General features: G+C 69.8%; 26 protein-coding genes and 1 other RNA gene. 8 read left to right on the top strand and 19 right to left on the bottom strand.

Going from position 1 to position 25,633, the window contains the following annotated elements; all coding sequences use genetic code 11:
- Positions 1–225: 225 nt before the first annotated feature.
- On the top strand, positions 226–1,395 hold the full coding sequence (gene dapE / locus FV242_RS08950) for a succinyl-diaminopimelate desuccinylase (protein WP_147938678.1): 1,170 nt from the start codon (positions 226–228) through the stop codon (positions 1,393–1,395).
- Between the two features lie 22 nt (positions 1,396–1,417).
- Here the strand turns inward: dapE and truA are convergent, their stop codons facing one another.
- The 4 genes from truA to recR all read right to left on the bottom strand — a co-directional run bounded on the left by truA (position 1,418) and on the right by recR (position 4,368).
- Positions 1,418–2,170: a tRNA pseudouridine(38-40) synthase TruA gene (truA, locus tag FV242_RS08945; RefSeq protein ID WP_147938677.1), complete on the bottom strand. Its 753-nt coding sequence runs from the start codon at positions 2,168–2,170 to the stop codon at positions 1,418–1,420.
- Positions 2,170–3,099: a methionyl-tRNA formyltransferase gene (gene fmt / locus FV242_RS08940; protein WP_147938676.1), complete on the bottom strand. Its 930-nt coding sequence runs from the start codon at positions 3,097–3,099 to the stop codon at positions 2,170–2,172. The genes truA and fmt overlap by 1 nt, the downstream gene beginning before the upstream one ends.
- A 5-nt stretch (positions 3,100–3,104) precedes the next feature.
- On the bottom strand, positions 3,105–3,620 hold the full coding sequence (gene def / locus FV242_RS08935; protein WP_147905874.1) for a peptide deformylase: 516 nt from the start codon (positions 3,618–3,620) through the stop codon (positions 3,105–3,107).
- A 142-nt stretch (positions 3,621–3,762) separates the two neighbouring features.
- A complete protein-coding gene (gene recR, locus FV242_RS08930; protein WP_147938675.1) occupies positions 3,763–4,368 on the bottom strand; it encodes a recombination mediator RecR in 606 nt (201 codons plus the stop codon).
- A 428-nt stretch (positions 4,369–4,796) separates the two neighbouring features.
- On the opposite strand from recR, the gene FV242_RS08925 reads away from it, so the two are divergent.
- Positions 4,797–6,416 carry a phosphoenolpyruvate carboxykinase gene (locus FV242_RS08925; protein WP_147938674.1) on the top strand — a complete coding sequence of 540 codons (1,620 nt, stop codon included), beginning with the start codon at positions 4,797–4,799 and terminating at the stop codon, positions 6,414–6,416.
- Positions 6,417–6,452: 36 nt separating this feature from the next.
- Here the strand turns inward: FV242_RS08925 and FV242_RS34440 are convergent, their stop codons facing one another.
- From FV242_RS34440 to FV242_RS08900, 5 genes are all read right to left on the bottom strand, one after another.
- The gene (locus FV242_RS34440; RefSeq protein WP_187278367.1) at positions 6,453–6,602 is read right to left on the bottom strand and encodes a hypothetical protein; all 150 of its coding nucleotides are present in this window, start codon (positions 6,600–6,602) and stop codon (positions 6,453–6,455) included.
- Between the two features lie 215 nt (positions 6,603–6,817).
- Positions 6,818–7,141 (bottom strand): YbaB/EbfC family nucleoid-associated protein, encoded by a 324-nt coding sequence (locus FV242_RS08915; RefSeq protein WP_147905870.1) that lies wholly within the window; start codon positions 7,139–7,141, stop codon positions 6,818–6,820.
- Positions 7,142–7,221: 80 nt separating this feature from the next.
- Positions 7,222–9,114: a DNA polymerase III subunit gamma/tau gene (locus FV242_RS08910; protein WP_147938673.1), complete on the bottom strand. Its 1,893-nt coding sequence runs from the start codon at positions 9,112–9,114 to the stop codon at positions 7,222–7,224.
- Between the two features lie 48 nt (positions 9,115–9,162).
- Positions 9,163–9,261, bottom strand: an RNA gene (gene ffs, locus FV242_RS08905) — signal recognition particle sRNA small type.
- Between the two features lie 41 nt (positions 9,262–9,302).
- On the bottom strand, positions 9,303–9,563 hold the full coding sequence (locus FV242_RS08900) for a PepSY domain-containing protein (RefSeq protein WP_147905868.1): 261 nt from the start codon (positions 9,561–9,563) through the stop codon (positions 9,303–9,305).
- A 158-nt stretch (positions 9,564–9,721) separates the two neighbouring features.
- On the opposite strand from FV242_RS08900, the gene FV242_RS08895 reads away from it, so the two are divergent.
- Positions 9,722–11,260, top strand: a complete 1,539-nt coding sequence (locus FV242_RS08895) for a YifB family Mg chelatase-like AAA ATPase (RefSeq protein ID WP_147938672.1) — start codon at positions 9,722–9,724, stop codon at positions 11,258–11,260.
- Positions 11,257–12,999 carry a bifunctional protein-serine/threonine kinase/phosphatase gene (locus FV242_RS08890; protein ID WP_147938671.1) on the top strand — a complete coding sequence of 581 codons (1,743 nt, stop codon included), beginning with the start codon at positions 11,257–11,259 and terminating at the stop codon, positions 12,997–12,999. Before FV242_RS08895 ends, FV242_RS08890 begins: the two co-directional genes overlap by 4 nt.
- Positions 13,000–13,008: 9 nt before the next feature.
- Here FV242_RS08890 and FV242_RS08885 read toward each other — a convergent pair whose 3' ends face one another.
- The 5 genes from FV242_RS08885 to FV242_RS08865 form a co-directional block, all read right to left on the bottom strand.
- Positions 13,009–13,728: a glutathione S-transferase gene (locus FV242_RS08885; protein WP_147938670.1), complete on the bottom strand. Its 720-nt coding sequence runs from the start codon at positions 13,726–13,728 to the stop codon at positions 13,009–13,011.
- A 47-nt stretch (positions 13,729–13,775) separates the two neighbouring features.
- Complete coding sequence (locus tag FV242_RS08880) at positions 13,776–14,222, bottom strand: hypothetical protein (RefSeq protein ID WP_147938706.1); 447 nt, start codon at positions 14,220–14,222, stop codon at positions 13,776–13,778.
- Positions 14,223–14,348: 126 nt separating this feature from the next.
- On the bottom strand, positions 14,349–14,774 hold the full coding sequence (locus tag FV242_RS08875) for a hypothetical protein (protein ID WP_147938669.1): 426 nt from the start codon (positions 14,772–14,774) through the stop codon (positions 14,349–14,351).
- Positions 14,775–14,808: 34 nt separating this feature from the next.
- Positions 14,809–16,686 (bottom strand): methylmalonyl-CoA mutase subunit beta, encoded by a 1,878-nt coding sequence (locus tag FV242_RS08870; RefSeq protein WP_147938668.1) that lies wholly within the window; start codon positions 16,684–16,686, stop codon positions 14,809–14,811.
- A gap of 96 nt (positions 16,687–16,782) precedes the next feature.
- Positions 16,783–17,586: an undecaprenyl-diphosphate phosphatase gene (locus FV242_RS08865; RefSeq protein WP_147905861.1), complete on the bottom strand. Its 804-nt coding sequence runs from the start codon at positions 17,584–17,586 to the stop codon at positions 16,783–16,785.
- A 255-nt stretch (positions 17,587–17,841) separates the two neighbouring features.
- Between FV242_RS08865 and FV242_RS08860 the strand changes: the two genes are divergently transcribed.
- Genes FV242_RS08860 through FV242_RS08850 form a run of 3 tightly spaced genes read left to right on the top strand, consistent with a single transcriptional unit; the run spans position 17,842 to position 20,569 of the window.
- Positions 17,842–18,534: a glutathione S-transferase family protein gene (locus FV242_RS08860; RefSeq protein ID WP_007561448.1), complete on the top strand. Its 693-nt coding sequence runs from the start codon at positions 17,842–17,844 to the stop codon at positions 18,532–18,534.
- A gap of 29 nt (positions 18,535–18,563) precedes the next feature.
- Complete coding sequence (gene queG / locus FV242_RS08855; protein WP_147906001.1) at positions 18,564–19,709, top strand: tRNA epoxyqueuosine(34) reductase QueG; 1,146 nt, start codon at positions 18,564–18,566, stop codon at positions 19,707–19,709.
- Positions 19,706–20,569, top strand: a complete 864-nt coding sequence (locus FV242_RS08850; protein WP_147938667.1) for an SDR family oxidoreductase — start codon at positions 19,706–19,708, stop codon at positions 20,567–20,569. Before queG ends, FV242_RS08850 begins: the two co-directional genes overlap by 4 nt.
- Here FV242_RS08850 and FV242_RS08845 read toward each other — a convergent pair whose 3' ends face one another.
- From FV242_RS08845 to FV242_RS36060, 3 genes are read right to left on the bottom strand one after another with little or no spacing between them, the layout of a single operon-like run.
- Entirely contained in the window at positions 20,570–21,394 is an 825-nt protein-coding gene (locus FV242_RS08845) for a metal ABC transporter permease (RefSeq protein ID WP_147906000.1), read from the bottom strand. It lies immediately after the preceding gene.
- 47 nt (positions 21,395–21,441) lie between these two features.
- Positions 21,442–22,260, bottom strand: coding sequence for a metal ABC transporter ATP-binding protein (locus tag FV242_RS08840; protein ID WP_147938666.1), 819 nt, complete (start codon positions 22,258–22,260; stop codon positions 21,442–21,444).
- A complete protein-coding gene (locus FV242_RS36060; RefSeq protein ID WP_281407053.1) occupies positions 22,257–22,391 on the bottom strand; it encodes a hypothetical protein in 135 nt (44 codons plus the stop codon). The genes FV242_RS08840 and FV242_RS36060 overlap by 4 nt, the downstream gene beginning before the upstream one ends.
- A gap of 124 nt (positions 22,392–22,515) precedes the next feature.
- Here FV242_RS36060 and FV242_RS08835 point away from each other — a divergent pair, with 124 nt between their 5' ends.
- Complete coding sequence (locus FV242_RS08835) at positions 22,516–23,001, top strand: transcriptional repressor (protein ID WP_147905858.1); 486 nt, start codon at positions 22,516–22,518, stop codon at positions 22,999–23,001.
- Between the two features lie 17 nt (positions 23,002–23,018).
- On the opposite strand, the gene FV242_RS08830 is transcribed toward FV242_RS08835, so the two are convergent.
- Both FV242_RS08830 and FV242_RS08825 read right to left on the bottom strand, forming a co-directional pair.
- Positions 23,019–24,524 (bottom strand): undecaprenyl-phosphate glucose phosphotransferase, encoded by a 1,506-nt coding sequence (locus FV242_RS08830; RefSeq protein WP_147905857.1) that lies wholly within the window; start codon positions 24,522–24,524, stop codon positions 23,019–23,021.
- Between the two features lie 440 nt (positions 24,525–24,964).
- The gene (locus FV242_RS08825; protein WP_147938665.1) at positions 24,965–25,309 is read right to left on the bottom strand and encodes an antibiotic biosynthesis monooxygenase; all 345 of its coding nucleotides are present in this window, start codon (positions 25,307–25,309) and stop codon (positions 24,965–24,967) included.
- Positions 25,310–25,633 lie beyond the last annotated feature (324 nt).

Below are 25,633 nucleotides of genomic sequence, written 5' to 3'. Positions count from 1 at the left end.
AGGTGACGAACGCGCCGAGAAGCGGCACAGACGATCCGGTGGATGCTGCGCGTGCCTTCGTGCTGGATCCCGGATTGCATCCCGCTGCCGCTGCATGCGTCCTGGGAATAGCGCTGCGGGAACAACAACGCTCTGGGATGCCAGGGTCTCGCTCATCTCCCGTCTCCGGGCGGCCCGACTTGCTGTAAGGGGCCGCCCGAATTCCTCAGTTCCGGGACACGCCCCATGCCGGCCGACCATTCCGCTCTGTCGCTCGCTCAAGCGCTGATCCGCTGCCCGTCCGTGACCCCTGAGGATCGCGGCGCCCTCGATGTGGTTGCGCAGACTCTCGGCGCGGTCGGATTAGCGATCGAGCGGCCGGTCTTCGCCGAGCCGGGTTATCCCGATACGCCGAACCTGTACGCACGCATCGGCACGCGTGGTCCCTGCCTCGTATTCGCCGGCCACACCGACGTGGTGCCGGAAGGCGACGGGGCCTGGCGCCACGGACCGTTCGACGGGGCGGTGGCGGACGGCATGCTCTATGGCCGCGGCGCCGCCGACATGAAGGGCGGTATCGCCTGTATGCTGGCCGCGACCCTGGCGTTCCTGGGCCGCCGGGGCAGCAACTTCGCCGGCTCCATCGCCTTCCTGATCACCGGCGACGAGGAGGGGCCGGCGGTCAACGGCACGGTCAAGCTGCTCGACTGGGCCCGCGCCCGGGGCGAACGCTTCGACCATTGCCTGCTCGGCGAGCCGACCAATCCGGGTCAGCTCGGCGAGATGATCAAGATCGGCCGCCGCGGCTCGCTCACCGGCAAGCTGACCGTGCTCGGCCGCCAGGGCCACGTCGCCTACCCGCATAAGGCCGAGAACCCGATTCCCGGGCTGCTGCGGCTCGCCTCGGCGCTGGTCGCGGAGCCGCTCGACCGCGGCACGGCACATTTCGATGCCTCGAACCTGGAATTCACCACGATCGACGTCGGCAACCCGGCCACCAACGTGATCCCGGCGACCGCCCGTGCCACCTTCAACGTCCGGTTCAACGACGATTGGACCGCCGAGAGCCTGGGCGCCGAACTCCGCAGGCGGCTGGAGCAGGCGGCCGGCAACGCGATCCGCTTCAGCCTGGACCTGCAGCCGTCGAACGCACCCGCCTTCCTGACCCAACCGGACGCCTTCGTGGACCTCGTCTCCGAGGCGATCCGGGTCGAGACCGGCCTGACGCCCGCCCTGTCGACCACCGGTGGGACGTCGGACGCGCGCTTCATCAAGGATGCCTGCCCGGTGATCGAGTTCGGGCTGGTCGGCGAGACCATGCACCAGGTCGACGAATGCGTGGCGGTGGCCGATCTCGACCGGCTGACGGCGATCTACGAGCGGGTGCTGGAGGCGTATTTTCGACCCCGGAGCTGAGTCCGGCATACGCCTAGAATCGTCACGCGTAATCCACCCCGACGAACGTCAGCCCGGCTGCCGGCGCGAGCGGCCCGCACCGGCGCTTCTCGCCCGAAGCCAGGATGTCGGCGACATCGTCGGCCGAGAGCCGGCCGCAGCCGGCGAGCATCAGCGTCCCGACCATGGCCCGGACCTGATGGTGCAGGAACGAGCGCGCGCAGGTCGTCACCACGATCTCCTCGTGCAACGCCATGGTCGTGCGGGCGACGTCGAGCCGTTCCAGGGTCCGCATCGGGCTCTTGGCCTGGCACTCGGCGGCCCGAAACGCGGAAAAATCGTGGTCGCCGACGAGGCGCTGCGCGGCGCGGTCCATCGCGTCCGGATCGAGCGGCCAGGGCACCTGCCAGACATGGGCGCGGGTGAGCGCGGCGGGGCTTCGACGGTTGAGGATCCGATAGCGGTAGTGCCGGCGGATCGCGGAATGGCGCGCGTCGAAGCTCGGCGGGACGATCCGGGCCGAGAGGATCGCCACCGGCTTGGGGCGCAGATGGGCGTTCAGCGCATCCCGCACCGTGTCGGCCCGCCAATCCTTGACGAGGTCGAGATGGGCGACCTGATGGATGGCGTGCACCCCGGCATCGGTCCGGCCGGCGCAGGTCAGCCGGGATTGCTCGCCCGAGAAGCGGGTGACAGCCGCTTCGATCGCACCCTGCACCGTGGGTGCTTCGGGCTGGCGCTGCCAGCCGTAGAACGGCGTGCCGTCGTATTCGATGACGAGCTTGTAGCGGGGCATCAGCCGAGATGCGTGCCGGGCGCGATGCGCGCGCCGCGGACGAACTCGGCCCCGTTGGCGCTGCCGCCCTTGCCGGCCCGCCGCAATTCCAGCAGCCGGACTGCCCCCGCGCCGCAGGCGACCTGGCCCTCGGCGTCGAGGAGCGTCCCCGGTGCCCCGGCGCCCTCGGCAGCCGACGCCCGGAGCACCTTCACCCGCTCCGCCCCCTTGCCGAGATCGAGTTCGAAGAACGCGCCGGGGAACGGCGACAGGCCGTTGATATGGTTCGCCACCTCCCCGGCCGGACGCGACCAGTCGATCCGCGCCTCGTCGTTGCCGATCTTGTGCGCGTAGACCACACCCTCGGTCGATTGCGGCGTGAACGTCAGGTCGCTGCGGCCCAGGCGTTCGAGGGCCTGGGACATCAACGCGGCGCCAACCGGCATCAGCGCATCGTGCAGTTCACCGGCGATCATGCCCGGCGTGATCGGGACCCGTGCCTCCAGGGCCACCGGTCCGGTATCGAGCCCAACCTCCATGCGCATGATGCCGACGCCGCTCTCGGCATCGCCCGCCATCACGGCGCGCTGGATCGGCGCGGCGCCGCGCCAACGCGGCAGCAGCGATCCGTGCAGGTTGAGGCATCCATGCCGGGGCACGTCGAGGATCGCCTGGGGCAGCAGCATGCCGTAGGCGACCACCACGGCGACATCGGCCGCGTGCCCGGCGAAGGTCTCGGCAGCCTCCGGTGTCCGCAAGGTCCCGGGAGTCAGAACCGGGATCCCGAGTGTGTCCGCGAACGCGTGGACCGGCGAGGGGCGCAGGCTCATGCCGCGGCCGGCCTTGGCCGGGGCGCGGGTGTAGACCGCAACGATCTGGTGCCCGTCCTGCGCGAGACGTGCGAGGGTCGGCACCGCGAAATCCGGCGTGCCCATGAAGACGACGCGCATGGCCGTCACGCCGCGTCGCGCTTGGCCGCCTTGGCGAAGCGCTTGATCACCCGGTCGCGCTTCAGCTTTGAGATGTGGTCGATAAACAGCACGCCGTTCAGGTGGTCGATCTCGTGCTGGATGCAGGTCGCCAGCAGGCCGTCCGCCTCGATCTCCTGCACCTCGCCCTCAATGTCGCGGAACTTCACCCGGACGCGGTCAGGCCGCTCGACCTCGGCGTAATATTCCGGGATCGACAGGCAGCCCTCGTCGTAGACCCGCTTCTCCTCCGATGCCCAGACGATCTCCGGATCGATGAACACGCGCGCGTCGCGCACGCCCTCTTCCTTCGAGGTGTCGATGGTCACGACCCGCTTGGCGACGCCGACCTGGATCGCCGCCAGCCCGACGCCCGGCGCGTCGTACATCGTCTCGAACATGTCGGCGACGAGGGTGCGGATTTCGGGCGTGATCGGCCCGACCGGATCGGAGACGCGGCGCAGGACGGCGTCGGGGAGGATGACGAGCGGACGGATGGTCATGGCGGAAACCGGCAGGGGGCGCGCATCGAACGTGTGCCCCGGGGATCCCGAGGCAATATGGCGTGGGTGGGGGCCGGTCAAATTCCGGTCCTCCGAACCCTCCTATCCAGGGTTGCCGCGCCGTCCGCGCCGCCGGCTGTGCTCAGAACGCCGTACGGCTGCGGATCGCCGCGGTGAGCGTGCCTTCGTCGAGGTAATCCAGTTCGCCGCCGACCGGGACGCCGTGGGCCAGGCGCGTCACCTTGCGGTCGAGGTGCCGGATCGACTCGGTGACGTAGTGGGCGGTGGTCTGGCCGTCGACGGTGGCGTTCAGCGCAAGGATGATCTCCTTGACCGACGGATCGGCCGCGCGCTCCACGAGGCTGGCGAGGTTCAGGTGCTCGGGCCGCACGCCGTCCAGTGCCGACAGCACGCCGCCGAGCACGTGGTAGCGCGACTTGACCGCCCCGGACCGCTCGAGCGCCCACAGGTCCGACACGTCCTCCACCACCACCAGGGTCGTGGGATCGCGCTCGACGTCCCGGCAGATCGTGCACGGCTCGGAGGTATCGACGTTGCCGCAGCTCGTGCACACCACGATGCGCTCGGCCGCCACCCGCATGGCATCGGCCAGCGGGGCCAGCAAGGTCTCGCGCTTCTTGATGAGTTGGAGCGCGGCCCTCCGCGCGGAACGCGGCCCGAGACCCGGCATCCGGGACAGAAGCTGGATCAGGCGTTCGATCTCGGGGCCGGCGACGGCTTGGGGCATCGTACCTCTTGGCGGGGATCGACAGTGGGGATTTCGAAGGTCGAACCTTCGAAACGTCCGGCGGGCATAGCCGTCACCGGGCAACGCGCAAGGGCGCATCTCAGCCCAGCCAGGATATAAGTTTTTCGAACGCGTTCTGCTCGGGCCAAAATTAAGAATACCGAGCAGCAACGCGTTACACGAGCGGCCTCTTGCGATCAGCACTGCGTTCAAACACGCTTCATGATGTTGCGGGCGTTCAGCAACACCCAGTAAGACGGCAACGCTTGGCCGCCTATCCAGTATGGGGGCGAGCAACCGGGGAACGGTGATCCAGCGTGCGGCGGTCCTGTACGCCCGCACGGACGTCCCCCGGGAAGTCCCGGGCGCCCCTGGCGTCCGGTCTTGTCGCGTGGACGGCACGAACAGGGGCCCCGGGAGATACGCTCTTGACCAACATCGGTGATCACAACGCGGCCCACGATGCCGACGCGGCCGGCTTCAACGCTCTGAAGGCCGTCCACTGGAATTTCGAGGCTCCGCGCCTCTACGAGGAGGCGCTCGCCCGCAAGGAGGGCCAGCTCGCCCGTGGCGGCGCCTTAGTGGCGACCACCGGCAGCCACACCGGCCGCTCGCCCAAGGATAAGTTCGTGGTGCGCGATGCCAGCACCGAGAACGAGATCTGGTGGGAGAATAACGGCGCGATCACGCCGGAGCAGTTCGCGGTCCTGCACCAGGACTTCCTCAAGCACGCCGAGGGCAAGGAGCTGTTCGCCCAGGATCTCTACGGCGGTGCCGACCCGGTCCACCGGGTCAAAGCCCGGGTGTTCACCGAACTCGCCTGGCACTCGTTGTTCATCCGCAACCTGCTGATCCGGCCGGACCGCTCCGAGATCGCGTCCTACGTGCCGGACCTGACGATCATAGACCTGCCGAGCTTCCAGGCGGACCCGGCCCGGCATGGCTGCCGGTCCAAGACTGTGATCGCCATCGACTTTTCGAAGAAGCTCGTCCTGATCGGCGGCTCCGCCTACGCGGGCGAGATGAAGAAGTCGGTCTTCACCTACCTGAACTACATCCTGCCCGGCCAGAACGTGATGCCGATGCATTGCTCGGCCAACGCGGCGCTCGACGCCGAGGGGGGCTCGGCGATCTTCTTCGGCCTGTCGGGTACCGGCAAGACCACCCTGTCGAACGATTCGTCCCGGCAGCTGCTCGGCGACGACGAGCACGGCTGGTCGAGTGAGGGCATCTTCAACTTCGAGGGCGGCTGCTACGCCAAGACGATCCGCCTCTCGCGCAATGCCGAGCCCGAGATCTACGCCACCACGGAGCGCTTCGGCACCGTGATGGAGAACGTGGTGATCGATCCGGTCAGCCGCGTGCCGGATTTCGATGACGGGTCGCTCACCGAGAACACCCGCTGCGCCTACCCGCTCGACTTCATCGCCAATGCCAGCGTCACCGGCCGGGCCGGGCATCCGAAGAATATCGTGATGCTGACCTGCGACGCCTTCGGGGTGATGCCACCGATCGCCAAGCTCACCGGCGCCGAGGCGATGTACCACTTCCTGTCCGGCTACACCGCCAAGGTCGCCGGCACTGAACGCGGCCTCACCGGGCCGGAAGCGACGTTCTCGACCTGCTTCGGCGCGCCGTTCATGCCCCGGCATCCGAGCGCCTACGGCAACCTGCTGCGCGACCTGATCGCCGCGCATGACGTCGATTGCTGGCTGGTCAACACCGGGTGGACCGGCGGCGGCGTCGGCACCGGCCGGCGCATGCCGATCCGCGTGACCCGCCGCCTGCTCGCCGGGGCCCTCGACGGATCTCTCGCCCAGGCGGAGTTCCGCCGCGACCCGTATTTCGGCTTTGCGGTGCCGGTCTCGGTCCCGGGCGTCGAGGCGGAGATCCTCACCCCGGTCAAGACCTGGGGCAACAAGAGCGCCTTCGTCGAGACGGCGGCGCGGCTGGTGAAGATGTTCGACGACAACTTCAAGCGCTTCGAGGCCCACGTCGATGCCGACGTGCGCGCCGCCGGGCCGACCGCGCAGGCCATTGCCGCGTAACATGTGGATCGGGCGGCGGTTGCCGCTGCCGCCCGTTCACCCGAGCCCGCTCCGCAACTTCGCCAGCAGCCCGTTCAGCGTGCGCTGCTCGCCATCTGTCAGGACGGCCAGGATCTTGCGCTCGGTCTCGACATGGACCGGCAGCAGGGTGTCGATCAGCGCTTTGCCCCCATCCGTCAGCGCCACCAATGTCCCGCGTCGGTCCGTCGGATGTTTGCGCCGCTCGATCAGATAGGCTTTCTCCAGGTGGTCGATCTGCGATCACCGGCGAGGGCCTCGCGGTTGCGCTGCTGGGCGAGAGCTTCCCGCCGATCCTCGCGCTGGCAATTCCGCTCATCCTGGCCAGGGTCGTCCTGGTGAGCCGCCGGCCGCGGTGACGCGGACGCGGCTCGAGCCCGCGCCTAGAACGGCAGCTTCATGCCGGGCGGCAGGGGCAGGCCCTTGGTCAACTCGGCCATCCGCTCCTGCATGGTCGCCTCGGCCTTGCCGCGGGCGTCGTTGCAGGCGGCCACGATCAGATCCTCGAGGATCTCGCGCTCGTCGGCGACCAACAGGGAGGGGTCGAGCGTGACGCCCTTCATCTGACCCTTGGCGGACATGGTTACCCGCACGGAACCGCCGCCCGAGGCGCCGGTCACCTCGATCTCGTCGAGCTCGGCCTGCAGGGAGCCCATCTTCTCCTGCATGGCCTGAGCCTGCTTCATGATGCCCATCAGGTCGCGCATGCAGCTCTCTCGTGTGGTGTCTCGGTCAGTCTACTTGGGTATCGCGTCGGCCCGCCGCCATGTGGGACGGCGCCTGCGTGTCAGAAGTCGTCGTCCGGGGCCTCGTCCGCCGGCACTGGATCGCCGTCCCCCGGGATCTCCTGATCGGGCGAGGGGAGCGGCGCGGTCTCCCGCACATCCACGATCTCCGCGCCGGGGAAGCGGGTCAGCACCTCACGGACGAACGGGTCGGCGGCGGCATTCTCGCGGCGGGTCTCTGTCGCGGCCTTCACGGCGGCGTCGAGGGTCGGGGCGCCGGCCTCCTTCGAGACCGCGACGACCCAGCGTTGGCCGGTCCAGCGCAGGATCGCGGCGGCGATGTCGGTGGCCAGCGTCGCCCGGCCGCCCGGGGCGAGGGCGAACTCGATCCGCCCTTCCTCGAAGCGTACGAGGTGGACGTCGCGCTCCAGGGCGGTCTTCAGCAGGATGTCGCGGTTGGCATCGGCCAGCGCCACCACGTCCTCGAACCGGGCGAGCCGTGGCGCGGGCGGCGCAGCCGGGCGCTCGGCCGGGGCGGCCATGACGGAGGGGGCGGCCATCGCCACCGGCGCCGCCATTGGAGCGGCAGCGGGCGCCGCCATCGGTGCGGAGACCGGCATGGGACGGGGTGCGACGGCCGCTGCCGTCTGCCCACCACCGCGCAGGTCGGGAATCGGCGGCAGGGGCGGACGGCCGGAGGATGGCGGCGCCTCCTCGGCCGGTGCCGCCGCAGCCTCGGCCTTAAGCTGGCGCAGGGCCTCGTCCGGTGTCGGCAGGTCGGCCGCGTAGGCCAGGCGGACGATCGCCATCTCGGCCGCCGCCAGGGGGCGGGGCGCGGCCTGGACCTCGGGGATCGCCTTGAGCAGGATCTGCCAGGCCCGCGACAGGGCGCGGATCGAGAGCTGTTCCGCGAACTGACCGCCGCGGACCCGCTCGGTCTCGCTGAGCGTCGGGTCGGAGGCGGTCTCCGGCACGGCCTTGAGGCGGGTCACGAGGTGGGTGAAGGCCGCGAGGTCGGACAGCACCACCGAGGGGTCGGCACCGGAATCGTATTGCGCCCGCAATTCGGCGAACGCCGCCGGCACCGAACCGCGCATCACCGCCTCGAACAGGTCGAGGATGCGCGCCCGGTCGGCCAAGCCCAACATGTCGCGGACGCTCTGTGCGGTGACGGCGCCCGCGCCGTGCGCGATGGCCTGGTCCAGCAGCGAGAGCGCGTCCCGGACGGAGCCCTCGGCCGCACGCACGATGGCGCTCAACGCCTCGTCCTCGGCCTCGACCTTCTCGGCCGCGCAGACCTTGGCGAGATGCGCGTGCAGGACCGGCGCCTCGACCCGGCGCAGGTCGAACCGCTGGCAGCGCGAAAGGATCGTCACCGGGACCTTGCGGATCTCCGTGGTGGCGAACACGAACTTGGCGTGGGGCGGCGGCTCCTCCAGCGTCTTCAGGAAGGCGTTGAACGCCTTCTCGGAGAGCATGTGGACCTCGTCCACGATGTAGACCTTGTAGCGGGCCGAGACCGGCCCGTACCGGATGCCGTCGATGATCGCCCGCACGTCGTCGATGCCGGTGTGCGAGGCGGCATCCATCTCCAGCACGTCCATGTGCCGGGATTCCATGATCGCCGCGCAGTGCAGGCCGAGTTCCGGCATCGAGACGGTCGGGCCGGTATCGGGGACGCCGGCGCGGGCGTAGTTGAGGCCGCGGGCGAGGATGCGGGCGGTGGTGGTCTTGCCGACCCCGCGCACGCCGGTCAGCATCCAGGCCTGGGGAATGCGGTTGGCCGAGAACCCGTTGGCCAGCGTCCGGACCATCGCGTCCTGGCCGATCAGGTCGCCGAAATTGGTCGGACGGTATTTCCGAGCCAGCACCCGATAGGGCGTCACTGCGCCAGCGGGGCTCGCGAACCCGGGCAGGCCCGGCTCGTCGTCAGGCGTGCCGGTCGTAGCGTCCATGCCGTATCGGGTCGGGCTGCCGAGCGCCAAGAAACGAGGCAAGAAATAAGGTGGGAGGCTGGACGAAGACCCGCTCGGTCTCGTTAGGGCTGCTTCCTTCCGGACCTGACCCGGTTGGCGAGTGAAACGTCCCTCGCCAACCCCCCGCCGGTTATATGGCCGGGCTATTTGCCGAACGCAAGCGCCGGCTACTCGGCCTTGCGCTTGACCACGGCGAGGGTCTTGGGATCGAGCTTCAGGTCGAACTGCTTGCCGTTGGCGTCGATCGCGTCGTCGACCTCGATCATGCCGTCGTCGAGCTCGATCTCCTTCCACTTGGTGAAGCCCTCCTGGCGGAGCATGGCCTCGACCTTGGCCTGCTGGTCGGGCGGGAGCTTCTCGTCGGCCCGGGCGACGCTGGTGAGGCCGGCGGCCAGGGTGAGGGCGAGGAGGGGGGCGGCGAGGCGCATGAGGGGCTCCGTTTCGGTGTTGCGTGCCGCCTTTGAACAGGAAGACCGCGCCCAGGTTCCGCGTGAACCGCGATCCTCTTGAGGCCGCTTCGATTTTCCCGCACAGCTAAGGTTGCCCGTCGCGCCGCTCCGGCGCCGCGGCCCAGGACTGCCGACCTATGGTCACACGCGTCGCCACCGTGGCGTTCGAGGGGATCGAGGCCCGGGCCGTGGACGTGCAGGTCCAGATCATCCCGGGCAACGTCGTCTTCAACGTGGTCGGCCTGCCCGATAAGGCGGTGGCCGAATCGCGCGAGCGGGTGCGTGGCGCGCTGATCGCCTCGGGTCTTGCGCTGCCGGCCAAGCGCATCACCGTCAACCTGGCCCCGGCCGACCTGCCCAAGGAGGGCTCGCACTACGACCTCCCGATCGCCCTCGGCGTCATGGCGGCGATCGGGGCGATCCCGACCGATGCGCTGGGGGGCTATTGCGTGCTCGGCGAGTTGGCGTTGGACGGCAGCATCACGGCGGTGAGCGGGGTCCTGCCGGCGGCCATCGCGGCGGGGGCCCGCGGCCTCGGGCTGATCTGCCCGGCCGCGACCGGGTCCGAGGCGGCCTGGGCGGGAGGCGATCTCGACGTGCTCGCCCCGCGCTCGCTGATCCAACTCGCCAACCACTTCAAGGGCAGCCAGGTCATGGCCCGGCCGGAACCGTCCGTGGCCAGCCTGGCCGGCCCGCTCCCGGATCTCTCCGACATCAAGGGTCAGGAGGGCGCCAAGCGGGCCCTGGAGATCGCGGCGGCGGGTGGCCACAACCTTCTGATGAACGGGCCGCCCGGCTCCGGAAAGTCGATGCTCGCCGCCCGGCTGCCGTCGATCCTGCCACCGCTGACGCCGCGGGAATTGCTCGACATCTCCATGATCCAGTCGGTGGCGGGCCAGCTGAAGGGCGGCGCGCTCTCGAACCGCCGGCCGTTCCGGCAACCGCATCACTCGGCCTCGATGGCCGCGCTCGTCGGCGGCGGCCTCGGCGCGCGACCCGGGGAGGTGTCGCTCGCCCATGGCGGCGTGCTGTTCCTGGACGAACTGCCCGAATTCAACCCGCAGGCGCTCGACAGCCTGCGGCAGCCGATGGAGACCGGGGAGGTGATGATCGCCCGGGCGAACCACCGGGTGACCTACCCGGCGCGCTTCCAGCTCGTGGCGGCCATGAACCCATGCCGCTGCGGGCAAGGATTGGAGCCCGGCTATGCCTGCCGGCGCGGGCCGAACGCGCGCTGCATGGCGCAATACCAATCGCGGATCTCCGGGCCGATGCTCGACCGGATCGACCTGCGCATCGAGGTCCCCGCGGTCACGGCCGCCGACCTGATCCTGCCGCCCCCGGCCGAGGGCTCCCGCGAGGCCGCCGCCCGGGTCGCCGAAGCCCGCAATCGACAGACGACGCGCTACGCCGCCCACGCCCTGCCGGTAGCCACCACCAACGCCTCATGCCCGGCGACGTTGATCGAGGCGGTGGCAAGCCCCGATGCCGAGGGCACGGCCCTGATCCGGCAGGCGGCCGAGAGCATGCGGCTCTCCGCCCGCGGCTTCCACCGCACCCTGCGGGTGGCGCGGACGCTGGCCGACCTCGACGGCGAGGCGCAGGTGCGCCGGCTGCACCTGGCCGAGGCCTTGTCCTATCGCGGCCGGAGCGACGCGTCGGCGGCGGCCGCGTGAGTACGGACCTGACCGTCACGATCGGACAGGCCAGCGCGGCCGGCCGCAAGGACGCGAATCAGGATTTCCACGGTGCCCTGGTGCCGGTGCAGCCGGCACTCGGTCTCAAGGGCATCGCGGTGGCGCTGGCCGACGGCATCAGCAGCAGCGCGGTCGGCGCGCTGGCGAGCGAGACCGCGGTCAAGAGCTTCCTCGGCGACTATTACGCCACCCCGGACACGTGGGCGGTGAAGAGTTCGGCGCAACGGGTGATCGCGGCAACGAATTCCTGGCTCTACGCGCAGACGCGGCGCGGGCGCGATCCGTACGATGCCGACAAGGGCTACGTCACCACCTTCGATGCGCTGGTCCTGAAGGCGCGCACCGCGCACCTGTTCCATGTCGGCGATGCCCGGATCTGGCGTGTCGCCGGCCGGTCCTTGGAGCAGCTCACCGAGGATCACAGGGTCGTGGTCTCGGCGGCGGAATCGTATCTCGGCCGCGCGCTCGGGGCGGGCGGTCATGTCGAGATCGACTACCACACGGCGAGCCTGGACGCCGGCGACGTCTTCGTCCTGACAACCGACGGCGTTCACGAGCACGTCCGGCCGCGCGATCTGGCCGCGATGATCGCGGCCGCCGAGGACGATCTCGACGCCGCCGCCCGGGCGATCGTGGAGGCCGCGCACGCCGCCGGCAGCCCGGACAACCTCACGGTCCAGATCGTCCGCATCGAAGCCGTGCCCGATGGCGAGCCGGCCGACCTGCTCGGCGGCGTCGACGGGCTCGATCCCGCGCCGTTGCTCGATCCGCCGGCCGATTTCGACGGCTACCGGCTGCTGCGCATCCTGCATTCCGGGCCGCGCAGCCGGGTCTACCTGGCGATCGACGCGGAGACCGGGGATCCGGTCGCGCTGAAGGTCCTTTCGCTCGATCTGCGCGACGACCCGGCCCAGCGCAAGCGGTTCGCCCTGGAGGAGTGGATCGCCCGGCGCATCGACAGTTCGCACGTGCTCAAGGCCCATCCACAGAGCCGCCGCCGCAGCCACCTCTACACGGTCATGCGCTACGTCGAGGGCCAGACCCTGACCCAGTGGATGCGCGATCACCCTGCGCCCGAGTTGGAAGCGGTGCGCGGCCTCGTCGAGCAGATGGCCAAGGGCGTGCAGGCCTTCCACCGAAAGGAGATGGTCCACCAGGACCTGCGCCCCGACAACGTCCTGATCGACACCACCGGAACCGTCCAGGTCATCGATTTCGGGGCCACCCGGGTGGCAGGGGTGGTGGAGGGCGATCCCCGGAACGATGCCGCCGAAATCCTGGGGACCGTGCAGTACACGGCGCCGGAAGGCTTTCTGGGCGAGCCGTCGACGGCCGGCTCCGACATCTTCGCGGTGGGCGTGATGGCGTACCAGATGCTCACCGGCCGGCTGCCCTACGGTGACCGGGTGCCCCGGGCGTTGACGCGCGCGGCCCAGCGCAAGCTCCGCTACGTCTCGGCCCGCAACGCCCGGCCGCTGCTGCCGGCCTGGGTCGACGGGGCGCTGCGCAAGGCCGTGCATCCCGATCCCGCCCGGCGGTACCAGGCGCTCTCGGAATTCGTCCACGATCTCCGGTACCCCAATCCCGGTTTGACGGAGACCCGCCAGGCGTCGCTGCTGGAGCGCGATCCGCTGCTGTTCTGGCGGTTGCTGTCGCTGGTGCTGGGCCTCATCGCACTCGGGCTGGCCAGCATCCTGATCGCCCACCCGCCCCGGTGACTCGGCGCGTCAACGGTCCAGTTCGGGATACCGGCGGAAGATCCCGTCCTCGTTGAACGGGATGCGGCGCTCGCTCGCCAGATAGGCGGCGATGCGCGGACGCTGCGCCACCGCCTCGTGCAGCCGGGCGACATGCGGCGTGTCGCGCAGGGCAGCATTGGATGCGTTCGGGAAGGCGTAGCGCAATCCGGCGACCAGCTGGAACAGGGATAGGTCGGCGTAGGACAGCTTTGATCCGACCAGGCGTTCGCTCCCGTTCGCCGCCAGCACGCGCTCGAAATAACCCAGGAATTTGGGGATGCGGTCCTCGCGGAACCCTTCGGCCCGGCGCGCAGCCTCCGGCTTCTGGTCGGCGTAGTATAGGCCGACCCCGAGGGGATGGTGCGTGTCGTGGGCCTCGTCCACCGCGTCCGCGATGGTGAGCTGCAGCTGATGGGTCCAGATCCGGTCCGCCTCGGTGGCGCCCACGAGGCCGAGGCGCGGCCCGAGATACAGCAGGATCGCGGTGCTCTGTCCGATCACGACATCGCCGTCGCGCAGGAAAGGCGGCGCGAAGGGCGGCCGGCGATTGCCCGGATCGGCGAGGCGGTCGAGCATCGGCTCGATGCCGCCGGCCTCGTCGTCCCGCCGCGCGATGTCGACATAGTCGGCACCGGCCTCTTCGAGGGCGAGGCGGACGAACTCGCCGCGCCCCTGGATCATCGGCCAGTAATGCAGCTCGTACGGCATTGCGTCTCCTCCACCGGGAAGGCGCGATGCCGGCGCGTGGTTCCCGCTCAGTTGCCGGGGGCGTCGCCGTCGGTCGCCTTCTCGGGCAGCGGCTCGGCGCTGGCGACCGCCTTGTGGGCCAGCATCGGCTGCAGGTGCTCGGCGAGCTGCTGGTCCAGATGCTTGACGTAGGCGCCCTTGAAGTAGCGCTCACCCGTCTTTGCGCCGTAGAGCCGGTCATGGGCCTGGATCATCGCGGCCACCTCCGGGCGGCACAGGAACCCGGTGATGCCCACCGCCTCGTACCAGTGGCCGGCCCGGGCCTCGGCCGTCGCCTTCGGGTTCGCCAGCACGGTCTCGGCGAAGCATTCCGTCGCCGCCTGTCGCAGCGGACCCAGCACCTTCTCGGCCTCCGCCTTGTTCACCACCGGGGCAGCCGGATGGCGGTGGGGACGCGCCTGAGCCGTCGATGCCAGCGCGAGGACGGCGAAGGTGGCGAGGATCGTGGACTTCATGCGGGCGGCCTCGTCGGGTGTCCGAATGGCGTTCAGCATTCCCTCATGATTGCGTCGGGATCGCGGCTGACGGGACGCCGCATCCGCCCGATCTCGGGCAAGATGCGGACGATTTCGCGACCGCGCTCAGCGCTGCCGCTCGGCCCGCCAGCGGCTGCGGCAGGCGAGGGCGCCGGACGCGATCCAGGTGCCGGCGCCGAACCCGTTCGCGCCGAGCCGGCCGGCGACGTCGGCGGTGCCGAGACCGTTGGCGATGGAGCCCCGGACAATACCGTTCCGGGCGACGCTGCCCTGCACGACGAAGGCCGTCCCCATGAAGCGGGCCTGCCCGTGCTCGATGCGCACCGGGTATCGGTAGGCCCGGTCGCAGGGACCGGATTCGGTGAGGATCTCGACGCTCCAGGTGCCGTCGAACCGGGAAGTGCCGTCGAACCGGGAAGTGCCGTCGAACCGGTCCGGAATCCGGACGCCCCGCGGCGTCGCCGCAGCGGGGACCGCGAGTTCGAGGATCAGAGCGGCGCCGGTCAGGCACCCGAAACGGCGTCGGCTCATGGCGATGATCGGGGCAGGCGGTCTCGTGATCGTCTCAGGCGGCGGGCGGCCGAACGGCGGCACGGAGGGCACCGTCGAGCAGGCTCACCAGATCGCAGCCGACATGCAGGAAGGCGTGGACGCCCGCCGCCTTAAGGGGATCGATCAGGTCCACCGGTTTGCCGGCGACGTAGATCGATCCGGCGCCGGCCTGCTTGAGGGCCTCTGCGGCCGCCAGCGCGTGCTCGGCGTAGAGCGCGTCGGTCGAGCAGATGCAGGCGAGCGGCGCGCCGGATTCCCGGAATGCCGCCGCGAGGGCGGCCGGGTCCGTGAAGCCGTCGTTCGACACCGCCTCGATGCCGCCCGCCGCGAAGGCGTTGGCCGCGAAGGTCGCCCGGGCGTTGAAAACGGAGACCGTGCCGAGATTGGCGAGGAACACGGCGGGGCGGTGCCCGGATTTCGCCAGGACGGCGTCGGATGCGTCGCGCAGCGCCTCGAACGGCTCGGCCAGACGGATCGCCGGCAGCGCATCGCAGGCGACGGCCGAACCGGAACCGAAATTCGAGGCCGGGCCGGCGGTCACCGGCTTCACGTCCAGGACGGTGACCGGCTTCTCGGCGAGGTTCGGGAATTCGCTCGCGCCGGTCAGGGCCTCGCGACGGGTGGCCACGGCCTTGGCGCGAGCTTCGCGGGTCAGCTCGATGCGCCGCTGCAGCTTGCCGACGCTGAGGGAGGCGACGATCCCGCCCTCGGCCTCGATCGCCTGGAACGCCTCCCAGGCCGCCTCGGCGAGCTGGGCGGTCAGCGTCTCGAACCCGCCCGCACCGGCCGCCGGATCGCTGACCCGCGCCAGGTGGGATTCTTCGAGCAGGACGATCTGGCTGTTGCGTGCCACCCGCCGGGCGAACGCGTCGGGCAGGCCGAGCGCCAGGGTGTAGGGCAGGACCGTGACGCTGTCGGCGCCGCCCATTCCGGCCGACGCGGCGGCCATGCCGGTGCGCAGGATGTTCACGAACGGATCGCGCCGGGTCATCATCCGCCACGCGGTCTCGGCATGGAGGCGCAGGGGCTTCGGATCCAGCCCGCAGGCCTGCTCGATCCGGGCCCAGAGCCGTCGCAGGGCGCGGAATTTGGACACCGTGACGAACTCGTCGGCATCGGCGGCGAGCAGCACCGAGATCCGGTCGCGGGCGGTGGCGAGGTCGTGGCCCGCGGCCTCCAGGGCACGCAGGTAGGTCACCGCGGTGGACAGGACGGCGGCAAGCTCCGCCGCCTCGCCGGCCCCGGCCTCGTGGTAGGGCCGTCCGTCGGCCAGGAGCGCCCGGCCGGTGAAGCCCGCGGCTTCGAGGTCCGAGACGGTGGCGGCCAGCCGCGGGGCGATCTCGAACCACACCGCGCCGAGGCTGCCGGTGGCGGCGAGCGTCCCGACCGGATCGATGCCGAGGTCGAGGTCGTAGGTGGAGAGGTCTTCCCCGCGGCGGGCCGCGAGGCCCTTCACCAAGCCGGCGACCTCCAGGCCGGACGCGCCCGCGTCGAACCGCAGGGCGATCAGCGGCAGCATCACGCCCTTCAGCACGGCGTCGAGATCCTCGACGCTGCGGGCGGTCAAGCCGTAGCCCCGGGCGCCAGCCGCGCCGGAAAACACCAGGGCCAGCGCGTCGGCGCCGCCTTCGAGGTCGGTCATCGCCTGGATGTTGGCGCTTGCGATCTCCGGATGATCGACCCGCTGGGACACGCGCCAGGGACCGGGCTCCCGGAACGGTTGCGCGGTCGGCTCGGCACGCTCGTAGAGCGGCTCGATCCGCAGACCGTCGCTCGTCCGGGAGACCAGCCGTTTCTCGAAGTCTGCGCCCTTCAGGACGCTGTCCACAAGGCCGAGCCAGCGCGCCCGGTCGGCGGGCTTGAACAGGTCGGCGAGCGGTGTGTCGTCCATCGGAAAATCCCCGGGCGCGGCGTCTTGTGCACCGCTTTCGGGGACTTGCCTCGCACGCCGCTCGCCCGGAGGCAATCGCCCGTTGGGCGAGGATTGTTATCCGAGGATGATCAGCCCGGCGAAGCCCAATGCACCGACGATGATCCGCCACCAGGCGAACAGCCGGAACCCGTGGCGCGACACGTAGTCGAGCAGCACGCGGACCACGAACAGGGCCGAGACGAACGACACGATGAAGCCGATCACGATCAGGCCGATATCGTCGCGCGAGAGGAATTTGTAATTGTCGAACAGGTCCTTGGCGAAGGCGCCGGCCATGGTCGGCATCGCCAGGTAGAACGAGAACTCGGTGGCCGAGCGCTTGTCGGCGCCCATCAGCATCGCGCCCACGATGGTCGCGCCCGAGCGCGACACGCCCGGGATCATGGCCAGGCACTGGAAGATGCCGATCTTCAGGTCCATCGGCAGGGAGAAGTCGTAGACGTCGGTCTTCTTAACCTCGAGGTCGGTGTCGTCGAGGACGAGAAGCACCAGGCCGCCGGCCACCAGCGTCGCGCATACGATCCACGGGTTGAACAGGTAGGCCTTGATCACCTTCGAGAAGAGGCCGCCGATGATCGCGGCCGGCAGGAAGGCGACCAGGATGCCGATCACGAAGCGGCGAGCCTGCGGGTTGGTGGGGAGCGCGGTGGCGATGCCGACGAGGCGGCGGAAATACACCGTCAGGATCGCCAGGATCGCCCCGAGCTGGATCAGCACCTCGAAGGTGTTGTTGGGGGAGTGGAAGCCGATGAAGTGGCCGACCAGGAGCTGGTGACCGGTGGACGAGACCGGGATGAACTCGGTCGCGCCCTCCACCAGGGCGAGAAGGACCGCCTTCCCGATGCTTACCGGATCCATTGTCGAGCCTCGCGCCGCGGGCGCACGCCGGCCCGAACCAGGCGCGTCGCGAACCGTCCAAAGAATGTGCCCGGAGGCTTCGCCCATCAGGGTTGACGAGCGGTTACCGGAGCGGACCGCGCGTGTTAAGGGCTCGGCAACGATCGAGCAATAACGCTCGCTCTGAAGTCCTGCGCGCCGAAATCTAACGCGCCGGGGCCGACGACCGGCGTGGGACTGTCCGCGCCGTCTGAACGCATTGTCCTCACGGCCTCAATGGCGACGCTCTACCACTTCCCCTTCTGCGCGAACTCCCGGTTCATCCGTCTCGTGCTCGCCGAGATGGGTCTCGAACCGACGCTGTTCGAGGAGCGCCCGTGGGAGCGCCGGGACGACTTCCTGTTGATCAATCCGGCAGGCTCCACGCCCGTGCTGCTGGAGCAGACCGGCCTGGTCGTGCCGGGCGCCGGCGTCATCGCCGAATACCTCGACGAGACGAGGGGCCTCGGGCTATCCGGCCGGCGCATGCTGCCGGACGACACGGTGGAGCGCGTCGAGGTCCGGCGCCTGCTGGACTGGTTCCTGATCAAGTTCGACTCCGAAGTGACCGGCTATCTGGTCAACGAGAAGATCTCGAAGCGCTTCATGTCGGCGCACGAGGGCGGCGGCCCGCCAGACATGAACGCGATTCGGGCGGCGCGCACCAACGTGCGCTACCATCTCAAGTATATCGGCTACCTCATCGCTCGCCGACGCTGGCTCGCCGGCGACAACCTGACCTATGCCGATCTCGCGGCCGCCGCCCACCTCTCCTGCGCCGACTATCTCGGCGACGTGCCGTGGGACGAGGACGAGATGGCCCGCAACTGGTATGCCCGGGTCAAGTCGCGGCCCTCGTTCCGGGGGCTGCTGGCCGACCGGGTGGCCGGCATGCCGCCGGCGGCCCATTACGCGGATCTGGATTTCTGAGCGCACGACGGACCTATCACGGTGCCGACCTGCGCCGCCTCGTCGAGGGGCGGGCGCGCCATCTCGGCTTCTGCGGGATGCGGGTGACGCGGCCCGACCGGCTCCCGGACCTGCCCGCGCGCCTGTCGTCCTGGCTGGAGGAAGGCGCCCACGGCACGATGGACTGGATGGCGGACCGCGCCGACCAGCGCGCGAGCCCCGTCGGCCTCTGGTCGGGCCTGCGCAGCATCCTGGTCTTCGCCATGAGCTACCGCCCGGACGACGATCCGCTCGAACTCGTGGCCCTGAAGGAGCGCGGCGCGATCGCGGCCTATGCCCGTCGTCGGGATTATCACGACGTTTTGAAAGGCCGCCTGAAGGAACTAGGGGGCTACCTGTCGGCCAAGGGCGACGTCCGGGTGAAGGTGTTTTGCGACACCGCCCCGGTGATGGAGAAGACGCTTGCCGAGGCGGCCGGGCTCGGCTGGCAGGGCAAGCACACGGTGCTGCTCTCCCGGGAGCACGGCAACTGGCTGCTCCTGGGCGCGATCTACACCAGCGCCGAGTTCGAGCCCGACGATCCCGGGCGCGGCCATTGCGGCTCCTGCCGGGCCTGCCTGGACATCTGCCCGACCGACGCCTTCCCGGCTCCGTACCGGCTCGATGCGCGGCGCTGCATCTCGTACCTCACCATCGAACATGCCGGGCCGATCGCGACGGAGTTCCGGACGGCGATCGGCAACCGCGTGTTCGGCTGCGACGATTGCCTGGCGGTCTGCCCCTGGAACAAGTTCGCCCGGACCGCGGCCGATGCCCGCTTGGCTGCCCGGGCCGACCTCGCCGCTCCGGCGCTGGCGGACCTCGCCGGATTGGACGACGCGGCCTTCCGGAAACTGTTCGCCGGAACCCCGGTGAAGCGCACCGGCCGGGACCGGTTCCTGCGGAACGTCATGATCGCAGTCGGCAATTCCGGCGATCCCCACCTCGCGGATGCGGCGATCGCGCGGCTCGCGGACGCCTCGCCGCTGGTGCGGGGCATGGCGGTGTGGGCCTGCGGCCGCCTGCTGGAGCCCGCCTCCGTTCAGGCACTGCGCCAACAGCACGAAGCAGCCGAGACGGATTCTCACGTTCGCAGCGAGTGGATCGCCGCCACCGCCTTGACGGAACTCCGGACCGGCGAGACATCCCGGGCATGAATCTCTTCATCTTCGGGCTCGGCTTCACCGGCCGCCGTTTTGCCGAGCGGGCGCGCGACCGCTTCCAGACGGTGCGGGGCACCGTCACCGACCCGGCGAGTGCCGCGCGCATCGCCACCGAGACCGGCTTCACCATGCGGGCCTTCGGGCCGGAGGCGGACGATCCCCGGATCGCCGACGACCTCGCCGACACCGACGCGCTCCTCGTCTCGGCGCCCCCCTCCGAGCGGGGCGACCCGGTGCTCCGGCGCTACGAGGACGCGATCGCGGCGAGCCGGGTCGGCTGGATCGGCTATCTCTCGACCATCGGCGTGTACGGCGACCAGGGTGGCGCCTGGATCGACGAGGCCACGCCGGCCGCGCCGCGCAGCGCCCGCTCCCGGATCCGGCTCGAGGCCGAGGCGGCCTGGTTCGATCTCGGCGCCCGGACCGGCAAGGCCGTGCAGGTGTTCCGGCTGTCGGGCATCTACGGCCCGGGGCGCAACCCGATCGTGAAGCTGCGCGAGGGCCGGTCTCAACGCATCGTGAAGGCGGGCCAGGTCTTCAACCGCATCCATGTCGACGACATCGCCACGACCCTGATGGCCTCGCTCGACCGTCCGAGGCCGGGGGCGGTCTACAACGTCACCGACGACGAGCCGGCGCCGCCTCAGACCGTGACCGAGCACGCCGCGGCGCTCGCCAGCTTGCCGCTGCCCCCGGAGGTCGACTTCGAGACCGCCGACCTGTCACCGATGGCGCGCAGCTTCTACGGCGAGAACAAGCGCGTGCGGAACCGGCTGATCCGCGACGAACTCGGCGTCGCGCTGGCGTACCCGACCTATCGCGAGGGCTTGGCCGCCCTGAAAGATCAGGCCTGATCAGGCTTCCAGGTGCCGCGGCCGGACGAGGCGGCGGAGCAGGCCGCCGCGCGGGCCGGCGAGCATCGAGACGATGTAGAGCGCGCCGGCGGCGAGCACGATGGCCGGGCCGCTCGGCAGGTCGAGCTGGTAGGACAGGCTGAGCCCGGTCACGCTCGCCACCGCGGCGATCAGCATCGAGATCGGGATCAGGCCGCCCAGGTCGCGCGCCCAGAATCGGGCCGCCACGGCCGGCAGCAGCATCAGCCCGACCGCCAGCAGGGTCCCGAGCGCCTGGAAGCCGCCGACGAGGTTCACCACCACCAGCGCCAGGAAGGCGAGATGCACCGGGCCGCCGCTGCGGCTCACCGTGCGCAGGAACAGCGGATCGACGCATTCCATCACCAGCGGCCGGTAGATCGCGGCGAGCACCACCAGGGTCAGCGTGCTGATGCCGCCGAGCAGGATCAGCGCGGCGTCGTCGAGGGCCAGCACCGAGCCGAACAGGAAGTGCATCAGGTCGATCTGCGAGCCGCGCAGGGAGACCAGCAGAACGCCGCCGGCCAGCGAGATCAGGTAGAAGGCTGCGAGGTTCGAATCCTCGCGCACCACCGTGGCCCGGGTGACCGCGCCGGCGAGAAGCGCCACCGCCAGCCCGGCGACCAGTCCGCCAAGCGTCATCGCCGGCAGCGACAGGCCGGCGACCAGGAAGCCGGCTGCGGCACCCGGCAGGATCGCGTGGCTCATCGCGTCGCTCATCAGGCTCATCCGGCGCAGGGTCAAGAAGACCCCGACCGGCGGCGCAGAGACCGACAGAGCGAGGCAGCCCGCCAGCGCCCGGCGCATGAAGCCGAACTCCACGAAGGGCGCCAGAAGCGGCCCGAACGGATCGATCACGCCGCGTCCTCGTGATGATGATCGTGGGCGTCCGGGCCGTGCGACCCGTGATCATGCCCGCGCGCGTCGGCTGTCCGGGGCCCGATGCAGACCGGCGCGTCCTCATCCCAGGCTTCGGAGAGGTTGCGCGCACGCGCCAGGTTCTCCGGCGTCAGGACTCGGGCGGTCGGCCCCCAGGCCACGGCTTCCCGGGCCAGCAGGAGCGTGGTCGGGAAATGCTCGCGCACCTGGGACAGGTCGTGCAGAGCGGCGACGACGGTACGGCCCTGGCCGTGCCAGAGCCGGATCAGCGCCAGCAGGTCGTCCACGGTGCGGTTGTCGATCCCGGTGAACGGCTCGTCGAGGAGCATCACCGGGCAATCCTGCAGGATCAGGCGGGCGAACAGGGCCCGCCGGAACTGCCCGCCCGAGAGGGTGCTGATCGGGCGCGCCTCGAAGCCGCCGAGCCCGACCGCCTCGAGGGCCGCCGCGATCTCCGGCCGACGCCGGCCCAGGCTGCGCCAGGATCCGGCCTTCCGCCACAGGCCCATGCCGGCGAGGTCCATCACGCTCAGCGGAAAGCTCCGGTCGATCTCGTCGGCCTGGGGCAGGTAGGCGAGGGCGCCCGAGCGCTCGATATACCCTTCGAGGCAGCGGATCTCGCCGGCCATGCCCTTGAGCAGGGTCGACTTGCCGGCGCCGTTCGGCCCGACCAGCGCCAGCAGGTCGCCGGCGCGCAGGGTCCCCGACAGGTGGTGGATTGCCGGATGCCGATCGTAGCCGAGGGTCAGGCCGACCAGCCGGATCGCATCCTGCATGGCGGGACGGTCGCTCATGCGGCCAGCGCCCAGGCGATCGCCAGCCAGACCACGACCGACAGCGTCACCGCCAGGGCGAGGCGTGGGCCGATGCCGCTGCGGAACAGGGATCGCGGAGCCGCTTGGCGTGGGCTGGAAATCGGGGGCAAGACGTCCTCGTCGCGCGCTCGGGCCGGCGCGGGGACCGGTCGGGCTACTGGTGCGTTCCGGGGCCGCGGTGATACACTGTAACAAACCCGCCGGACAACTGGCGGTTTCGGGGTTGGAGCGATCATGCACCGTCACGAGGGTCACGACGCGTGCCAGGCGGGCGTCGGCGACATGCTCGCGCGGGCGGAAGCCGTCTGTCGCGAGCGCGGGCTGCAATTCACGCCGCTGCGCCGTGAGGTGATGGAAGCGGTGGCGGAGGCCGGGAAAGCCCAGGGCGCCTACGACATCGCCGAGAAGCTCAGTGCGCCGGGCAAGCGCGTGGCGCCGGTCTCGGTCTACCGCGCCCTGGACTTCCTCATGCAGCAGGGCCTGGTCCACCGGATCGCAAGCCGCAACGCGTTCATCCCCTGCGCCCACGGGCATGCCCCGGGGGAGGGGGTCGTGTTCCTGATCTGCCGCACCTGCGGCGGCGTCGACGAGGCCTCGTCCGAGGAACTGGAAGACGGCCTCGGCCGCACCTTGAAGCGGGCGGGCTTCACGCCGGCCCACAGCATCCTGGAAGTCGAGGGTGATTGCGGGGCCTGCCGGGAGCGTGCTCAGGAAACCTGAGGCGCGTCCCGGGTCGTTCAGCGCGCGTTCTTGTAGGCCCGCCGCGAGACGATGGTCTGGACCATGATCTGGAGATCGAACCAGATCGACCAGTTGTCGATGTAGTGCAGGTCGCAGGCGACGCGACGTTCCATGTCGAGGTCGGTCAGGGTCTCGCCGCGATAGCCGTTGACCTGGGCCCAGCCGGTGATGCCGGGGCGCACGTTGTGCCGCCGGGCGTAGAGCGCGATCCGCCGCTCGAAGCTGCGGTCATGCGCCAGGGCGTGGGGGCGCGGGCCGACCAGCGACATCTCACCCTTGAGGACGTTCAGGAGCTGCGGCAGCTCGTCGAGATTGGTCCGCCGCAGGATCGCGCCGACCTGCGTGATGCGGCTGTCGTTGCGGGTCGCCTGCTTGAACACCGCGTTGGCGTCCGCTCTCATCGACCGGAACTTGAACACGCCGAAGGGCTGCTGGTTGAAGCCGTAGCGCTTCTGGCGGAAGAAGACCGGACCCGGGCTGTCGAGCTTGATCGCCACGGCGATGGCCGCGAGCAGCGGCGACAGCGACACCAGGGCGATCGCCGCCACCGTGAGGTCGAGGGCGCGCTTGAGCAGGATCTCGGTCACGTTGAGCGGCCGGCGTCCGATATTGATGCCGGAGACGCCGCCGACCCGGGCGACCTGCATGTCGGGGAACCGGTCGAGGACGCTGCCGGGCCGCAGGTGCAGGGCCGACGGTACCCGCAGGAACGCGTCGATGCAGCGCTCGACCTCGGCTGTGTCGGTCCACGGCACCAGCACGAACACGTCGTCCGGGCGCAGGAACCGGACCACCGACACGGCGAGGTCGAGATCCTCCTGGAGCTGATCGTGCCGCGACACGGTGTCGGCGCCCGGATCGACCCGGCGCAGGTAACTGGTGCCGACGATCCGGGACCCGAGCTGCTCGGCCTCGTGGCTGGCGTAGAACCGGGCGATGTCTTCCTCGTACCCCACCAGGTGGACGCGGCTGGCCGAGGCCGATCCCGCCGTCAGGCTCCGGCGCACCAGGCGGGTCGCCACGGTGCGGGTCAGGAGGAGAGCCGGCAGGCCGAGCAGGAACGCCGTGATCGAGACGATGCGCGAGTAATCGTTGGTCGTCTTGGTGAGGAAGCCGACCACAAGCACCGCCGCCCAGGCGACCAGCCAGAGCGAGGCTATGCGCTGGACGTTCAGCTTCTGCGCCATGATGCCGTCGAGGCTGTAATCCTCGCGCAGGATGTTCGACGAGACGATGATCGCGCTGAGCAGCGCGGCCAGGCGCAGGCCCCGGAAGGCGGTCACCCACACGCTGTCGCCCTCGAAGGCGATCTGGTAGCCGAACTCGACGGCCAGGATGACGGCGACGATCGCCCCGATCTCGGCTGCGGCCAGCGACGACGACATCACGATTCGCGCAAACGCCCGACCGCGGCGCGGCAGGAGCGCCGACCACACGCTGCGACGGCGTTCGGCCGAAGTCGGAAGGGGCTGGAACGTCTCCGGAACCCGCTCGTGAAACATGTTGCCCGCCGCGTCCCGGTTTGATCGGACTTTGTACCGGTCTGAAACACGAAAGATTTCAGCGCCGGCATCTGCCGATGACGGAGCAAGGGGTGAGCCGCGAAATCCGGTAGTCCGGCCGCTTCGGGGTGGCTGCCCATGTAAGCGAACGTCTGCCGGTCGGCAATACATGGTAAATGCTGAGTCACCAGAATACGGAGACATGCAGTGCGTGACCGTTCGACGGCTTGATACCAGCAGTTGCGTGGTAATGCCGGGACGTTGCTGAAGGGTTGAATTCTGGCGGACCAAGAAGCTTGGCCGAGTCTCGCGGTATCCCGGACACAGGGGCGGCGCGGTTCCTGCGCGCGGCCGTCGACGGGGTCGCCCAACCTTACGTCGTCACGCCGCCAGACCACATTTCGGTCCGGCGGCGGGTCATGAAGGCAGTAACTGCAACGTCAGGCGGTAGCGGCCTGCTTCGCGGTCTCGGCGCCGCCGACGGTCTGCACCATCTCGAAGCCCTCGAATTGCGGGTGTCCGAGATACAGCGGCTTGGTCGAAGGGGCCCGGCTGTGCGCCTTGCGGAACTGCTCGGAGCGCGTCCAGGCCTCGAATTCGGCGCGCGAGCGCCAGACGGTGTGCGAGGCGTAGAGGACATGATCCTCCTGCTCCGGCCCACGCAACAGGTGGAATTCGACGAAGCCATCCATCTCGCCGAGATGGCTGTCGCGCCCGAGCCAGACGGCCTCGAAGTCCTCGATCGCATCCTTAACGACCTTGAAGCGATTCATCGCGATAAACATGCTGTTCTCCGTTGAGAGGCTCAATTTAGGCCCCGAAGCCGGTCCGGGCGAGCCCTGCTGCGGCGACGGGGCGCGCGCGAAGCTCTGCGCAGACTTATCCGATCGACATTTCAGCAACAATGTTTCGAAGATACGCCAGGTTAAACCACAAGATGTATGCTTAGACTTGCGGAGCTTAACAACTTCGTGTCCAATTGCGGGACGGTCCATATTGTGTCGCAGTCGGGGTGTCATCCGATTGCTATACCGCTCGCAATCGACGCGAAAATTTGTTCGGCGCACGGGAGCAAGTGACAATAAGGGCTTAGAGCCGGTACCGTTTGC

The organism is Methylobacterium sp. WL64 (assembly GCF_008039945.1).
GTDB lineage: Bacteria > Pseudomonadota > Alphaproteobacteria > Rhizobiales > Beijerinckiaceae > Methylobacterium.
Note: the sequence above shows the minus strand (reverse complement) of the source record. Positions and strands in the feature narration are given on the sequence as shown.